Annotated in this window: 11 protein-coding genes and 1 pseudogene; 1 reads left to right on the forward strand and 11 read right to left on the reverse strand. The window is 50.2% G+C overall.

Going from position 1 to position 15,796, the window contains the following annotated elements:
* Nucleotides 1-42: 42 nt before the first annotated feature.
* The 4 genes from JG770_RS02040 to JG770_RS02055 all read right to left on the reverse strand — a co-directional run bounded on the left by JG770_RS02040 (nt 43) and on the right by JG770_RS02055 (nt 6,287).
* Complete coding sequence (locus JG770_RS02040) at nt 43-3,669, reverse strand: SpaA isopeptide-forming pilin-related protein (protein WP_291954540.1); 3,627 nt, start codon at nt 3,667-3,669, stop codon at nt 43-45.
* A 437-nt stretch (nt 3,670-4,106) separates the two neighbouring features.
* Nucleotides 4,107-4,325 (reverse strand): hypothetical protein, encoded by a 219-nt coding sequence (locus JG770_RS02045; RefSeq protein ID WP_291954543.1) that lies wholly within the window; start codon nt 4,323-4,325, stop codon nt 4,107-4,109.
* Nucleotides 4,326-4,342: 17 nt separating this feature from the next.
* Complete coding sequence (locus JG770_RS02050) at nt 4,343-5,395, reverse strand: transposase family protein (protein ID WP_291954546.1); 1,053 nt, start codon at nt 5,393-5,395, stop codon at nt 4,343-4,345.
* Nucleotides 5,388-6,287 carry a Druantia anti-phage system protein DruA gene (locus tag JG770_RS02055; RefSeq protein WP_291954549.1) on the reverse strand — a complete coding sequence of 300 codons (900 nt, stop codon included), beginning with the start codon at nt 6,285-6,287 and terminating at the stop codon, nt 5,388-5,390. The genes JG770_RS02050 and JG770_RS02055 overlap by 8 nt, the downstream gene beginning before the upstream one ends.
* A 289-nt stretch (nt 6,288-6,576) precedes the next feature.
* On the opposite strand from JG770_RS02055, the gene JG770_RS02060 reads away from it, so the two are divergent.
* Nucleotides 6,577-7,998, forward strand: a complete 1,422-nt coding sequence (locus tag JG770_RS02060; RefSeq protein WP_291954551.1) for a sn-glycerol-1-phosphate dehydrogenase — start codon at nt 6,577-6,579, stop codon at nt 7,996-7,998.
* Between the two features lie 17 nt (nt 7,999-8,015).
* Here JG770_RS02060 and JG770_RS02065 read toward each other — a convergent pair whose 3' ends face one another.
* The 7 genes and pseudogenes from JG770_RS02065 to dnaX all read right to left on the reverse strand — a co-directional run bounded on the left by JG770_RS02065 (nt 8,016) and on the right by dnaX (nt 15,707).
* Nucleotides 8,016-11,033, reverse strand: coding sequence for a glycosyl hydrolase (locus JG770_RS02065; RefSeq protein ID WP_291954552.1), 3,018 nt, complete (start codon nt 11,031-11,033; stop codon nt 8,016-8,018).
* A 129-nt stretch (nt 11,034-11,162) separates the two neighbouring features.
* Nucleotides 11,163-11,456 carry a pro-sigmaK processing inhibitor BofA family protein gene (locus tag JG770_RS02070; RefSeq protein ID WP_291954554.1) on the reverse strand — a complete coding sequence of 98 codons (294 nt, stop codon included), beginning with the start codon at nt 11,454-11,456 and terminating at the stop codon, nt 11,163-11,165.
* Nucleotides 11,457-11,652: 196 nt separating this feature from the next.
* A complete protein-coding gene (locus JG770_RS02075; RefSeq protein WP_291954556.1) occupies nt 11,653-11,922 on the reverse strand; it encodes a YaaL family protein in 270 nt (89 codons plus the stop codon).
* 73 nt (nt 11,923-11,995) lie between these two features.
* Nucleotides 11,996-12,595, reverse strand: a complete 600-nt coding sequence (recR, locus tag JG770_RS02080) for a recombination mediator RecR (protein ID WP_291954559.1) — start codon at nt 12,593-12,595, stop codon at nt 11,996-11,998.
* Between the two features lie 12 nt (nt 12,596-12,607).
* Nucleotides 12,608-12,787, reverse strand: a pseudogene (locus tag JG770_RS02085) (YbaB/EbfC family nucleoid-associated protein); the annotation flags it as partial.
* A gap of 33 nt (nt 12,788-12,820) precedes the next feature.
* Nucleotides 12,821-14,071, reverse strand: coding sequence for a hypothetical protein (locus JG770_RS02090; protein WP_291954564.1), 1,251 nt, complete (start codon nt 14,069-14,071; stop codon nt 12,821-12,823).
* Nucleotides 14,064-15,707: a DNA polymerase III subunit gamma/tau gene (dnaX, locus tag JG770_RS02095; RefSeq protein ID WP_291954565.1), complete on the reverse strand. Its 1,644-nt coding sequence runs from the start codon at nt 15,705-15,707 to the stop codon at nt 14,064-14,066. Before dnaX ends, JG770_RS02090 begins: the two co-directional genes overlap by 8 nt.
* Nucleotides 15,708-15,796: the final 89 nt, after the last annotated feature.

Genomic DNA, 15,796 nt, shown 5'->3' on the forward strand with positions numbered 1-15,796 from the left:
AAGGTTACCGTAAAATTAAACTTCTTTGCGGTATCGGCACCGTCACATGCTTCCGGTCGCGCCTGTGCTGGTCTTCGTGTACCCGTCGCCGGAGTAGTCCTTTTCAGTCACCGTATATGTTATACCTGTCGGTAAGCCAGTGATGGTAATGCTCTGACCATGGGCGAGGGAAATGGTATCCCCGCTCCTGATCATTCCATCCGGCACACCATTTCCCGTGTAACTATAGGTACCGGATGCACCGCTGCCGTCCAGCGTAAGAGTAAAGTCAAATTTTTTCCTGGTATCTGCGGCGTTGCCTCCCACCGTTTTGCTGATGGTCAGATCCCCGACTGTTCTCGTGTTGGTGAAATATGCTGTTTGCGTAGTATCGGCCACGATGCTGCCGGTCGCGTCTGTGCTGGTAGTAGTGTACCCGTCGCCGGAGTAGTCCGCTTCAACCACCGTATATGTTGCATCCTTCGGTAAGCCCACGATGGTAATGCTCTGACCATGGGCTAGGGAAATGGTACCACCGCTCTTAATCGTTCCAGCCGGCACACCATTTCCCGTGTAATTATAGGTACCGGATGCACCGTCGAAGGTTACCGTAAAATTAAACTTCTTTGCGGTATCGGCACCGTCACGGGTCACGCTTTCCAAGGTATATCCGGCAGGTGCCGCTGTTTCCTGAAGGAGATATTCACCATCGGGGATAACTTTAAGCCGAAGGGTACCGTCGCTGCCGGTGACACCTTTTTTGATGACAGTAGTGCCATCCATCGCGTATAGCGTGAATTCAGCACCAGCAAGGGGTGCACCTGCTCCATCAGTTTTCGTAATTCTGATCCATCCATTCCTCTGCAGGCTGGCGCTGCCATCCGAAGCTGTAATAATGTACGGTTTGGACGTTTCTTCCTGCTCCGTGTCACTCCCCAGCAGAGACACTTTGTTCGTAACAGTTCCCGGCTCGCCCGTGATATCAGTGATATAACTGAAGCGATAAGCCTTTGTGCTGTCGGGAATAGCAAAGCCCAGTGTCCGCGTCGCGTTATCATAGCTCACGTTTGTCCCCAGCTCCAACGTAATAGGGTTCCCTACCGTATAGCTCCCATTGGCGTTGAGTGTCATCTCGTTGGCCGTAATATTTCCCGCGAGCAGCAAAGCGCCACTTGAATCTGTACGCAGATCAATGCCTAGCGGCAACGTATCCTCTATCCTTGCACCCGTATGCGCAAGGTCGTAGGGCTTGTAATCTACCGTCCAACGTAATTCACCCGCTTTTGGTTGCGTGGTGTCTTTAGCCAGAATTTGGCTGACAATGGTTACGTCCTGGTAGCTGCTTACGCCGGTAGTCCAGTTTTCGGTATTCAAAGTCACATTGTTGCGTTCCGTTTTCGTTTGATTAACGGAGAAATACTGCGCTGCGGTTTCGCTGGTGGGCCTTGCCTTGACCAGAATCACATAAGGTTTGTTAAGCGACGTGAACGTAAAGGTCGCGGTTCCTCCGATGAAGCCTGTTGTAAGATCTGTAACCGTATCGGGCGTGGTATCTGTTGCCAGAACGGTTCCGTTGGATTGGCCGGTTCCTTCAAAAATCAGGTACTTTGATCCTGAAACGATGTCGGCAAACTCCCATCCATTCGGCAGTGTGTCGGTAAGGGTTGCCGTTCCCAGCGCTTGTCCCACTGCGTTTGTCGCATTGGTCAAATTGATGCCGTCCGCATTGACGTTGAGCCGGAAAATAACCGACTTGTCCTGATAGTCGAAGCCCTCCAGCGCATTACTCGTAAGGCCGGAGTTTACGCCAGACGCCGGATCAGACATCGCTTCCCGCTTTAACATCCCCTTAAGCAACATTCTGTTCGTATAATTCACATTTCCGGTCGCGACATTTAGCTTTGCGTTGGCGCTGAACAGCGTCGCCGTGTTCCGTACGGTAGACGTTTTGTTGCCGGCGAATATATTCGGGTCTACGACCTGACTGTCAAAGCTGAGGGTGTTCAATACGGTCGTAGACAAGCCCGTGATTTCCAGCAAATCGGCAACCTGAGTGGTGCCCTGCATAATGGGAATCACATTCACCGCTGTTGTTCCCGAGCCGGAAAAGTTTCCGGCATATTTCTGCCCGTAGCACGGCGTTAGATCGGTGGCAGTAATATCGTCGGGAATACCGGTAACCGCTCCGAGGTTGATGCTGTTCCCATAAACAAGAAGATCATATACCTTCAAATCGGGAATGCTTTGGCCTTTAGTATCTACATTGACGGTCCAGTGAATTTTCTGGTTCGCAGTATCCGCTACGCCGGATTTTGATATTGCGTTATACCCAATCGTCACACCAACGCCGCCCGTACCGAGGCCGGGACCCGACAAGCCGTCCCAGCGAATACTGGCCGAATTAGTGTACGTTTTTGTTCCGGTCGTATATGCGTCGTCGGGAACATTGGTTACGATAGTAAGCAGAATCATTGAGTTGATGTCGCCAATGGCATAATTGCCGGAGGCATCGGGCGTGATGGAAGTCTCGGCACCCCAGTTTGAGCCTGTCCAGGCTTGCCATTTGGCGGTATCGAGGGTCAAGCCAGTCGGTAATGCATCGGTTATGACGACATTATTCAACGTTGCCCCCATGTGGTTGGCCGTGATCGTCCAGGTAATTGTGCGGTTTGTCGGGTCGTAGTCGCCGGTGCTGCCGGCATCGCTTGACGCACCTGTTTTTTCAATCCATTTAGGCGTAAATTTGACCTCGAATTGCCCCTCGTCCACCACTGTTGATTCACTGTTTAGAAGCTGGGCTTTGTTGTTCACCGTTTGCTCGGAAGTGGCATAATACGCACTATCGGATATTTTTGTCTTGAATGTTATTGTCTTGGGGCTGGTTGAGCCGGATGGGAAGACATAACGAAGAGCATTGTCCGCTGTATCAGGGGACGCATCCGCGCCGTCCACCTGAAATGACGATGTAATATATGTACCCACATTCTGCAAATCGTCAAAAAACTGATAGCCGGCTAAGTCAACGGCCGCTCCGCCCTGCGTCGCGCTGACATTGACCGTCCATGTAATGCTCTGGTCGGCCAGGTTCGCCGTACCAGTTTTTGTAACAGCGTACTCAATCGGCAAAGCAGGGACGTTCACCTTATATTCTTTTTCCAGTATTGTTACAATATGATCCCCCGTGCTGCCATTGGCGCCGCTGCTGTCATATTCAAAATTAGCGCCGAATTCACACGTTACGGTATTGGATGTTCCATCGAAAACCGAATCATCGCCGTCAAACGTGACCGTGGCAGACACTATATTTGTATCGGGGTCCGTCGTAAAAGCCGCATGGCCTACCACCAGCGTTCCCATTTTTAATTCAATCGTGTCTCCCGGAAGCAGTTTGAACGCGTCGCTCAGGTCGAATGTCACCGTGTCACCTTTTTGTACCGGGTTCGCAGGTGTTGGATCGTCGCCCTCAACCGGCACGCCAAAAGAGATATACACCCGGATCGGCTTGGTGCTCGTTATGGTGCCTCCCTCGGGGATGGTTGCTCCATCCTGCGTGATTGTCGCTGTGAAGTTCGTAAGCACCGAGGCGTCGATATCCGCGGCATACGCTCCAATAGACGGCAAAAACACGTTTATAATCATCATCAGCGTCATCGTCCAGGCCATTAATAGTTGTCTTTTCCTTTTTACCATATCTCGTACCTGCTTTCTAATTAAAATTGTCAATATAGGTTGAGGCCCTGCTCCCGTGTCCATCGCGCCAATTTTTGCCGCTGACACCCAGTGGCTCAACCTGCTCGCCGGAACGTCAAGCTCTCTTGGCGCCCGTCTTTCTTATCCTAAAGTTTATCTCATTCAAAGTTGATTTGTCAACTTTTATTTTTTATGGACAAAGCTGAAGAGTGAAAACTCATAGATAGTAATATTTGTTAATGGATATCATATCCGTAATCATAAATCTCCAGAAGACACGTTTTTTTGGTATTGCATTCATAATTGTCTGCAAAAACCGCTACCGATAGACTTGACCATCGCTAAAAAAAAAGCATGGCAAACAGGCGCCATCATTGTTGCTCATGACAGCGCCATTACTATTAATACAACTGTATTATCCGACCATTGAGCCTATATTATGGGCTGGCCGTAACTTGGAATATATTCTCGGTCACCATTTTCCATCGGTTTGTTTTCTTTTCTGCCATTGCACGAATTCGAGATACATCGATCCTGCCGTTGTATAGAGCGGCTTTGAAACTTCGGATAAGCCCACGCCACCCCTTTTTCTTAGTGTAATCGACAATTAACCCGCTGTAGGCAACCAGGGTGTTGAAGAAATGGGCAAACTTCATAAGATAGTGGTAAGCCTTCATCGCCTGGTGTGGTTGTTTCCGTATGTGTACTCAATGCCATTCGCCCATCGGATTGATTGAACGCGCTCTCCCCACTGCACTTCCAGCAGGTTTGACAGTTCGGCCTTCATCAAGCCCTCTGCATCGTCCCAAACCGATGACATATCGCCGTCCTTCAAACTTAACATATACCCCCAATGATATTTGTTGCATATGGAAATAACAGGACCGCCTGCATACAGCCCATCGGCAACAAGTGTCAGCCCTCCACTGCCAAAGATTCTGTGAAGTTTCCCCGCCATGCGGTAGAATGCCGCCGTTTCGCAATCTTGTTTCTTGTCCCCGTCGACCTCTCCGTCGTTCTCAATCACTTCCGTGTACACAGGCAGTACGGCTCCGTTTTTGAGAACAAGGACGGCATTGAGGTAACTTGTGTAGAATTGCTCTTTCTTTTGCTCACCAACGTGGCGACAGAGAGCATGTTTATCCCATCTGTAATCACGGACAAAACTCTGCGATCCGTCAACAACCACCAAGAGCGGCCCGTCTGCGTACTTGTCCCGAAACCCGGGACTGTTGATATACTCCTTGAGCATCTTTGTATATGCATCCTGGATTTCTTCTGCATTGATATTCTCAAGCATATTGGCTACGGTATCCGCATGAGGCATGGTCTTCATTTCGGGGAAGACTGCCTGCAAGATCCCTATTGCACCCATCCCTGCGAGTACTTCGTTCGCTGCTCGTCGGGATTCTACATGAAACGCAAACATTAATATCACGTGAAGCAGAAGAACAAGCAATGAGTGGTCTTGATTTCTGAGGCTTCGGGGGTCATTCACTTCGCTGAGCTTCCATATCAAGCCGGGGAAGATTATACGATAGACGCGCGCCAGTTGACCCAGCATTTGCTGCTGCTCATCCGTCCCCTCGGAGGCGATTTTATTCGGCAGAGGGCGTTTTTGAGGCTTTCCTATGTAGCATGCCAACTTGACCTTGCCAGAGAGGATATCGTCAAAAAGCTCGATGTCGCGCTCTTTTTGTTTTTCGAGCCTGCGTTTGTTACTCATCTGCGTTTACCATCCTACAAGGTTTCTCCCCTTTGAGTACAGCTCGAAAGTCCTTCCGCAGAGGATACATTAATATGGCTTTCCGCGACAGCCCCTGTTCATGGTACCTGTCCATCCGCCCCCGTCCCTGGGTCTCGCCAAGGTAAACCCAGTTGGCTGCGCGATAACTGGTGCCGTGATAAAACGCAGTGTCTACAAAAGTCTCTAAAAGCACAGGAGCATAGCAGTATGCTTCCAGCCAATCCTCACATATCCTATGTGCAGCTGCCGAGAGTGCGCGACTTGATAGGTTCCTTATATGTACCCAGGGCAGCAGGAGGAAGCGTGAATTGTTCACCACCAGGTTCAGTCTGGCTTTTCGGTCTTCCACGCTCCACCCAATCCATTCGTCGCGTTTTTGCAGTGCCCATGCTGCTGAGGAAAACTGTAAGCACCCCAGATCTACTCCATCAGATGTTATGAAGTATTGTAATTGCGCCCCATATGCATGTTTATAGCCAATTGTGTGATACTCGCTTATGTATTCGCGCCAGCGACGGCGTTTGTTCGCATCATCAGCCAGTTCCAACGTAATGGCCCCACATTCCGTTATATCTGCCGGATGTGTGCTGTTTGCAGTCCTCGGCGCTGATTCTGAGTTTCCACCTGATCTCTTAACCGCTTTGCTGATCGGCAGTTTAATCAACCCATTTGCTTCTAATATGTTCAGATACGCAGCACACTGCGGTTTCTTCGGCTTCCCGGCAGGCGTAACCCAGCCGATCAGCTCACAAACCGTTGAGGCTATCTCCGTCCTGGAAAGTTTCGGATATGTCCTGGTCACCCATATTATTGTCTCAATATCTTCAGGACTGAATGTCCTGCCGGAAAACACCCTGATAGTATCATCCATAGACTTGGCTCTCACCTACCCTTCCAAGTCTATAGTAACACAACCCTTTTGGGAAGTCCAGCTTTATTTTTCATCCCAAAAACTTTTTTTGCCCCCGCTAAGTGTTGATATTGCTCACTTTCAGTTTTCTCTCTTCATTCGTGTTTTATGGAGCTATTTGCGCTGTACCTATTTTTCGTTCAAAGTCAGACAGTGTACTAGCCTTGTCGTTCGGTAAGATTTGCGGATTATACCCTGTTTCTGATATCGTGATATAATATTAAAAACAGAATGAACGAGGTGTTATAAAATGTACAATATATCAGATCTGGCCGGCAGGAGCATAGAATGCGACTGCGGGCACAGGCACGAGGTCCTTATAAAGCATATGGAAGTGGAAAGCGGCGCTATAAATCACTTACCCGATGTATGCCGCAAGCTGTTTGCAAGCGGCAATGCGCTTTTGGTAGCTGATGATAATACATATAAAGTCGCAGGGGCAAGGGTATATGAGGCGTTAATAAATCATGGTTTTAATGCAGATATATGCATGTTAAAGCGGCCGAGTATCGGGTACGATGCTGATGAAACATCGGCAGCGCAGGCCGGCATCTCCTCTCCGTGGGAGCCGGCCGATGCCATAGCCACAGATGAGCGCTCCATAGTACGCATAATGGTGGCATTGAAGCCGGATACGGCTTTCTTATTGGCCGTAGGTTCCGGCACTATAAACGACCTGGTACGCTTTGTGAGCTCGCGCACCGGCATACCGTATATAAGCATACCGACTGCGCCGTCGGTAGACGGCTATGCTTCCACTGTGGTGCCGCTGCTCATGGACGGTTTCAAGCGCACGGTACCCGGCACATATCCGACAGCCATAATAGCCGATACGGATGTGCTGTGCAACGCACCTTCTCCTATGATAGCGGCAGGCTTCGGCGATATGGTCGGCAAGCTGACCGCTCTTTCGGACTGGAAACTCGGGCATGTGCTAGACGATGAGTACCTGTGCCAGACATCCTTTGATATGATGAGCTCCGCGGTGCAAAAGTGCTTATCCGATCCAGCCGGCATACGCCAACGCAAGCCCGACGCCATAAAGGCTCTGATGGAAGGCCTCATACTATCGGGCATAGCCATGATGCTGGTGGGCAATTCGCGGCCGGCTTCGGGCAGCGAACATCATATGGCGCACTACTGGGAGATGCTGTTTGCTCAAAAAGGTTTCCGGCAGGCATACCACGGCGCAAAGGTAGGCATAGCCACCCCTGTGATAGCCTCGGTCTACAAAAAACTGACGGACATGGACGAGACACAGATAAAAGCCATGGCCGATGCATACACGCCGGTAAGCCCAAGCGTGCGGCGCCAACGCGTAGCCGACGCATTCGGCCAATTGGCTGATGAGGTCATAGCCGAGAGCTCAAGCGTATGGCTGTCAGAGGATGAGCAAAAGCAGCGTGCGCATTATATAGCCGAGAGGTGGACTGCTATAAGGGACGCCTTACGATCATCCGTACCGGATCCGCAAGAAATAAAACGCCTTTTGGCCGATGCCGGCGCAGCATATAGCGCCGGGCATATAAATGTCGATGCCGGCTTACTGCATCAAACGCTGCTCAATGCCATGTATATACGCACGCGTTATACGGTACTGCGACTGGCTGATGACATAGGCTGCTTGGAGAATTTGGCGGCTGAAGTAACAAAAGAGGCGTTCCTTGAATAGGAACGCCTTTAATATCCTCACTGTACTATAGAGAGTTTAATCTGCCCAAAGCATCCTTCGGGTACCAACACCTCGTCGGATGTAAATTCATGGCCTATGGTACGGAATGACCGCGAATCGGTCCATGGGCGTTTGCCGCTCTTCTGATGCAATGGGCCCATCATATTCCTCGGACTGCCCATCATCTCTATGCCTATCTCGTTTACGCCGTCGTGAAGGAATTCAGTTATATCGGCGCTATTCGCGGCACGCCACGGTATATGTGCCGCGATATTGCCGTTTACCCATACAGCCGCCGTGGTAGCTCTGTATTCGCCCAAATCGATATATACCCGTTGCCCGTCTTTTATGTGCAACTCTATGCTTTCCTTATACACCATGCCGCCCGGGTAATTCGGGTAACCCTGCGAGCACCAGTCGCCAAAATGCAGCCTGTCGGGTTCGGCTATAATGGCTTTGGTCAACGGATCCACACCGAAATTACTTATGATATAGCAATCCTCAAGCTCCATGCGGTTCTCGTACCGGCAGCTTAATTCTATTTCATGACGGCCTGGCAGCAGCAACGGAAGCTCGATTTTATCGAAACTTTTATCCAGATACCAGCCGTGCGGCTCATTAGATATGAGCATATCGTCAAATGTGATGTCGAAGTCCTCAGCATTTTCCACCAGGAAATACACATGCCCTATCGGCCGCTCATTTACATCAAATGCAAAGCGCAGCTGCACATGAGCCCCATCATTCGGATGCGGCGTATAAATCCAACGCCAGCGCTGTTCCAGACCGTTGACGGCTACAGAACGCATGCCCAAACGCTTGCGTATGGCCTCCTGGGCCTGCCATACCTGCATAAACGGCGACCAGTCCTCGCCGTCAAAGCGGTACTGGCAATGATCCAATGTAAGCGCATTCGGATCGGTACGGGCAAAGTCGCATACCGGCCCTATATACCTCGCATCTATCTCTTTAACCGGCTCGTATGCTATATCGGCCGGTTGACGGCTCTCATCCACCACATACAGCATGGATGCCGCCGGACCGAATTCGGCGTCAAACACCATATAGCCATCTTTGACATCGGCGGCTACCGGTCTGATATCACCGGTCAATGCCTCCCATTGTTCTATATGCCCTATGCCCTTTAGCCAGATGCGCACTTTATGGGTATTATTGCGGTCGGTATTTACTATAAAGAATATGTGATCGTTATCCGCACAGCGCTCCATATATATGAAGGCCTCGTCTTGTTGTCCGGCTTTATCGTCTATACTTATAGTGCGCGGTAATATGCCGTCCAATGCTCTTTCTATCCGGCACGGTTCATCATCGACGACTATTATATTCTCATGTGCAAATACCTCGGCCAGCCCTTGGTCGGGGCGGGCATCCACCATGGTGGGACATGGCTTTACAGCTACCACCTTGCCGCCCTTATCCATAAAAGCCTTCAATAAATCCGCTGTACTGCGCCTTATGGTAATCATGGGCGGCAGAATAACAGCCTTGTATGCCGCTTTATTTACTATAAAGGAAGCGTCGTCTACGCGCCCATAATCCTCTATAACGGATTCATCTCCAAGATCAAAATCGCGGTGCATAGCCAAAATGCCATCGCATAGCTTTTGGAAAGAACGCCCCATCTCATCCACTTCGCTGTCATTCTCCCCAGTGAAGCAGCACCATGCGCTTTCTATGGGGTGCACCACCAATATGTCGCGCTTGACTTGACCCGATGAGAGCATAAGCGACAAGCGCGCAAAATAGTCCTCGGTTACCTTGTTATATTTCCACCATGTATTATTGTAATTGTATGACCCAGGATAGTCGCGTTTGCGGCAGCCGCGCAGCGAATAAAGCGCCAGATGCTGACATCGCATATTGACGCCCAGCGCATACTGCCAGTCGCCTACCCATTTCTGGCCTTCAAAAGTAAAGTCCCAGCCGGTGCAGCCGTAAAGCTCTGACACCACGCGGCTGCGGCCGAATTGATTGGCCATGCTGCTGCATTGTTTCACTGTCAGCGTTTCGCTTATGGACTCGGTCAATATATCTATGCCGGGCTGGTGTTCATATTGATAATGCGGCATGACGCTGCCGCCGCTCCTTATGCATTGCGCAAAGTCGTTTTCATAAAGGTAATGGCCGGTGAACCTCAAACCATGTTCATCGCACCATTGGCCAATTTGCTTGGAGTATGCCTCTACGAACAATTCCGATACTGTACGCCAATAATCGTGTCTGACTTCTGTGGATTTATCACCGTCAAAGAATATGTACGGTAAGAATTGTAATATATCATAGCCGCGTTTCTGCTCAAAATATCGCGGGAATGCATCGGTCCACGGTATGCCTCTCATGCCAGGATTGTGACCGGAAAAAATGTTAGGCTCATCGGTAAATATGCCGGGTATCGTTTTGCCGAATTCCTGACCGAATCGTTCATAATACGGTTGATAAACCGACTCTATAAAAGTGCGCACGCTTTTAGGATTCAGATTATCAGCATAGGCATCGCCGTTGAACCAATCGCTCTTGGCGCATATCTCACGCCTGAAGCCTACAGCGCGTCTGTCGGGCGCTACAGTATCGCCCGAATTCAATTGAGCCAGCGATGCTATCTTTTTATCATCCATTTGTATATAGAAAGCTGATAAAACACCCTCGACTTTTTGGCCGGGCTCCAATTCTACCATCGTGAGCAACTTGGCCCTTCCTTCATCGCCTATCTCAGCTGCCACCATGCTGCCGCCAAAGCCCGACGGCCAACGGTCCTCGTCGTACAGCCAAGCATTCATGCCCACCTCTTTGGCCGTATCTACCGCCGCCTTCACGCATTCCATCCACTCCTCACCCATAAAAGGCGTCTCCAGCCCCTCGCGCGAGTGCATGAAAAAGCCGCCCATGCCGGCCTGTTTCATGTTCCTGATCTGCCAGGCCACTTCCTCAGGGCTTAGCCTGTCATTCCATGCCCAGAACGGTGCGCTCCTATAGTCCTCTCCAGGATTGCCAAACTGCCGTCTTAATTCTTCCATAATGTTTTATACCCCCTATGTGCTTAAAAAGCAATCATTGCAAACATTATACAACATAAGCGGAATAAAATCCACAGCTTTTTCGGCAATTTGCGGTTCGGAAATTGGTTAGCTCGGTAACGATTAGTCTCAAGGCAATATAAACTTCAATATCACCAAAAGTATAACGCCGGGTACGCCTAAAAAGCCAACTATGAGGGCAGTCAAGGGATTGATGGCCAGTGTAAAACCGAAATAGCCGCCTATCAGATTAAGCAGCCACAATACAACACCGCCTATTATGCCATTGTATATGAGACGCCATACTATCTTGAGCGGCACCAGCAACAGCCAGCCCACCAAATAAAGCAGCACCAGCCCTCCTGCAAAAGCCAGTATAGTACTGAATGGTATATCTATGGCCAATAAATTAAACCACCACACAACAAGAGCCTCCTTACGATCGGCCTTCTTTCATTCAAATGTGCTATTATAGTCACAGCACTTTGATAATCGATAGGCAGTTGCAGCAAGTCTTGGTTTGCTGCGTAAAAGTTGATCCGGGATCCAACGAATTTATTCGTGGGAGTATGCCACGATCGATATTCTATGTATATGTCGGACAGCCTGTATGCAGAACTCAACCTTCCAGGCCGTCGGCATCGATTTTTATGCCCAGTACTTTTGCCTGCTTTATAAGGTACATATACTTGCGCCGGGCAGCCTCCACACCGTATATCGCATAGTCCACAAGGTCCGGGTCATTGACGCTGTTAAAGAAATTTTGCGCAGCCAGCCATTCCTCTCTGGCCTGCTGCAATGTATTCATAAATTCAACGGTTTCTTGGTCATACGCGCTGTTATCCTCGGGTATATCGCCTAAGAAACTCAGAAAAGCCAACTTTTTCATTTTAGGTTAATCCTCCCAATAGAATGAAATAGACATTTTAATTATTTCCATTCATTGAGAGGATTATACATCATCACATCTCGCGGCGTCCTTCCAATGCCCTGGCTATGGTCACCTCATCGGCATACTCCAGGTCGCCGCCCACCGGTATACCGTTGGCTATGCGCGTCACCTTAAAGCCCATGGGTTTGAGCAGGCGCGATATATAAAGGGCCGTGGCCTCCCCTTCCACACTGGGATTTGTGGCCAGTATAACCTCTTTTACCTGGCTGTCGCGCAAACGGGTCAGCAGCTCCTTTATGCGTATGTCGTCGGGGCCCACGCCATCTATCGGGGATATTGCACCGTGCAATACATGGTAAAGCCCGTTATACCCTCGCGTTTTCTCCATAGCCACCACATCGGTAGGATTCTCCACGACGCATATCGTGCTGCTATCGCGTGCAGGGCTGCTGCATATCGCGCACGGGTCCACGTCGGTCAAGTTACCGCATATCGAGCAGTATATTATCTTATCCCGCGCATCGTTTATCGACTGGGCCAGGGTGTGTACGGCATCCTTGGGCATATGCAGCATATAAAAAGCTAACCTCTGCGCCGTCTTAGGCCCTATGCCGGGCAGTTTCGAGAGTTCGTTTATCAGACGCGAAATCGGTTCAGCATAATAATTCATATTTCGCCCCGGTTAAAATAGACCGGGTATATTTAATCCTCCTGTGAGTTTTTGCATTTCCTCAGCCATCATATCCTCGGCCTTATGCAACGCCTCGTTGCACGCAGCCAGTATCAGATCCTGCAGCATCTCCACATCGTCCGAGTCCACAACCTGAGGGTCGATCTTTATATCGACGAGTTCCTTTTTACCAAATCCTCCTTTTGGCATGTTCCGGTCCCCTTTCTATTTTAAATAATCCACTTCGGGATAGCTGCGCAGTATATCGTCCACCATGGCCTTAGCCACATCGTATTGGCCTACCAGCGGATGGGACATGAGCGCCAGCACCGCCTTGTCGTATGAGCCTTCGTATATGGCCTGCACCGTCATGGATTCAAAAGCCTTAACCGCCTGTACCAGGCCTCTTACATAAAGCGGCATCTTTATGGCATCGGTGCGCCACATCTTAAGCGCATCTATATCCTCCGCCACCTCTACTACCGCATTGTCATCCAGACCCGCTATACGTCCGCGATTGCGTATATTGACTATAAAGCGGCGTTTTTGGCCCGAAACATAGGCGGCCATAAACGGCACCACGGCGTGGCTGTACCATATAGCGTTCCTTTGCCTTATAAGCTGTGGTATCTCGTCGAGTTCAGGCTGTGCGAACAATCTGCTCAACTGTTGCTCGTTCTCATACAACACCTGACCGCGCACAGGCTGTTGTCTTTGTTCCTCCACCACCTTGCTATGATGATAAAAATGCCGCAGAAACGGCACCGGCACCAGCCCCATGCCGCGCACAAGGTCAGCGTCTATTCCCAGTCCGAGCTGTTCTGTATGCTCCAATACAGCGGCGGTAATATCATCTCCATTATAATATATATTACTATAAAAGCCGAGATGATTCAAACCAAAATATCGTCCGCTCAGTCCGTCATAGTCGAGATTCAAAACGCCGGCCACGCGCTCGAGGACGACAAGCGGTAGATCGCATATCCCTATTATATTTATATTCTCGCGATTTAAAATTGCCTCCACCACTATGCTGGCGGGATTGGTCAGATCCACCACCAGCGCTTCGGGCGCCCATCGGCGTATATCGGCTGCTATGTCGGCCATAACCGGCACGGTGCGAAGCGCACAGCTAAACCCGCCCGGGCCTACTGTTTCATCGCCGGTAATCCCATAGCGGCGCGGTATAGACTCGTCTATGGCTCTGGCTTGCATGCCGCCGACGCGGATCTGACATAATATAAGCTGGCTGCCTTCTATAGCCCTCTTGCGATCGGTGGTAAATGTAACCGCGGTATCGATACCCGCTTTATGGAACATATTAGCTCCAAAACGCGCCAGATCTGCGAGTTTTGACTCGTTCCTCCCGTGCAGCGCCAGCTCTGTAACCCTTATATCCTCCTTATGTTGCACTAACGCCTCAAAGAGCAGCGACGTATAGTAGCTGCTGCCACCAAGTACACTGAGTTTAATCATCTATTACCTCCACTTTATCCTCTCCAAAAAGTTCTTTGGCTTTTTCCACTATGTCGACATCCTTTGCCGACTCATGCGCCGCAGATTGACCGGTAATACATTTTACCCTTAGTTCTTTGCCGGTTATAGCCGATATGGCCTTCTCCACCAACTGCCGGTTCTCATCCTTTTCGATAGCGGCAGCGAAGATGCTTTTACCCTCAGGAAATGCAAGCGTCAACTGTTCGCCTTCCAGAGCCGTCGGTGTGGCGTTGCACAGAAAGGTGTATACGGTCATCTTTTCCTTTTTTACAGCCTGCAATATGGCAGACCATGCGCGCATGACCTCGTTTAATCCACCGGCTTTTGTCTCATTCTGCACTGAAGCAGGCTGAGCAGGCGGTTTGTCGGCAGCTTTGGGCTTTTTGGGGATCGGTTTGGCCTGCTGCGCCGGCTCGGTTTGAGCACTTTGTCTTTCGGCCCCTGCCGTGCCGCCGCTGTTCATCAATCTGTCCAGCTTGCCTTCCAGCATATCCATGCGCGCTACTATGGCATCCATAGAGCTCGCCTCCCTCAAATGGCACAGCTTTATAACCATCATCTCCACGGTTATGCGCGGCTGAGCGGCAAAACGCAATTGATTATCGGTAACCGAGAGTATATCCATATATGCCACAAGCTTTTGCTCGTCGATCTTGTCGGCTTGGGCTTTGTAGATATCCATTTGATGCTGCGAGGCCCATATCATTGTCTCAGGCTGGCGGCAGGACTTGACTATCATGAGATCGCGCACATACCAAGCTATCTCGCGTACAAGGGCGGTTAGGTCCCTGCCCTGCTCCACCGCCTGGTCTATCGACGACAAAGCGCCTCCGTCATCTCCTGCTATAACGGCATCGATCAGACCGGCTATAAAGTCGGTGCCACTGGCGCCCAGCATATCCAATACGTCGGCATAACCTATATTGCCATCGCAAAAGGATAAGGCCTGATCCAGCATGCTCAGGGCGTCCCTCATAGCCCCCTGTGCCGAGCGCGCTATGAGCCGCAGCGCTTCATCCTCGGCGTGCATCTCCATAGCGGCCAGTATAACGCGCATGCGCTCGACCATATCCTGCTCGCCTATGCGCCTGAAATCGTAGCGCTGGCAGCGCGACAGTATGGTGGCGGGCAGGCGATGGGGCTCGGTGGTAGCCAGTATGAATATCACATGCTGCGGCGGCTCTTCCAATGTCTTGAGCAGCGCGTTAAAAGCACCCGTAGACAGCATATGCACCTCGTCTATTATATATATCTTATAGCTCCCTATGGTGGGGGGATACTTCACCTTCTCCCTCAGGTCACGTATCTCATCCACGCCGTTATTGGAAGCGGCATCTATCTCTATTATGTCCATATTGCTCTCATCGGAAAGCTTTGTACATACATCACAGCGGCCGCACGGATTACCGTCCACAGGCGACAGGCAATTGACTGCCCTGGCCATTATCTTGGCTGTGCTGGTCTTACCCGTACCCCTTGAGCCACAAAAAAGGTATGCGTGAGCTATGCGATGGTTCATTATCTGATGCCTCAACGTCCTGACAATGGCCGGCTGGCCGTACACATCGTCGAAGGTTTGAGGCCGCCATTTTCTGTATATCGCTGTATATGCCATAAACATCATCACCCATTACATTATACCAGAAATATATACATATAGACAAAAAACCGTTGAGTAGAGATAAAAAATAGTGTAAAATAGCT

The organism is Mahella sp. (assembly GCF_020054945.1).
GTDB lineage: Bacteria > Bacillota > Clostridia > Mahellales > Mahellaceae > Mahella.

Excerpts from the sequence above, each read along its gene's own strand:
- JG770_RS02055 (WP_291954549.1), bottom strand. The coding sequence starts at position 6,287 with ATGGATGATACTATCAGGGTGTTTTCCGGCAGGACATTCAGTCCTGAA.
- JG770_RS02050 (WP_291954546.1), bottom strand. The coding sequence starts at position 5,395 with ATGAGTAACAAACGCAGGCTCGAAAAACAAAAAGAGCGCGACATCGAG.
- JG770_RS02090 (WP_291954564.1), bottom strand. The coding sequence starts at position 14,071 with ATGATTAAACTCAGTGTACTTGGTGGCAGCAGCTACTATACGTCGCTG.
- recR (WP_291954559.1), bottom strand. The coding sequence starts at position 12,595 with ATGAATTATTATGCTGAACCGATTTCGCGTCTGATAAACGAACTCTCG.
- JG770_RS02045 (WP_291954543.1), bottom strand. The coding sequence starts at position 4,325 with ATGAAGTTTGCCCATTTCTTCAACACCCTGGTTGCCTACAGCGGGTTA.
- dnaX (WP_291954565.1), bottom strand. The coding sequence starts at position 15,707 with ATGGCATATACAGCGATATACAGAAAATGGCGGCCTCAAACCTTCGAC.
- JG770_RS02065 (WP_291954552.1), bottom strand. The coding sequence starts at position 11,033 with ATGGAAGAATTAAGACGGCAGTTTGGCAATCCTGGAGAGGACTATAGG.
- JG770_RS02075 (WP_291954556.1), bottom strand. The coding sequence starts at position 11,922 with ATGAAAAAGTTGGCTTTTCTGAGTTTCTTAGGCGATATACCCGAGGAT.
- JG770_RS02060 (WP_291954551.1), top strand. The coding sequence starts at position 6,577 with ATGTACAATATATCAGATCTGGCCGGCAGGAGCATAGAATGCGACTGC.
- JG770_RS02040 (WP_291954540.1), bottom strand. The coding sequence starts at position 3,669 with ATGGTAAAAAGGAAAAGACAACTATTAATGGCCTGGACGATGACGCTG.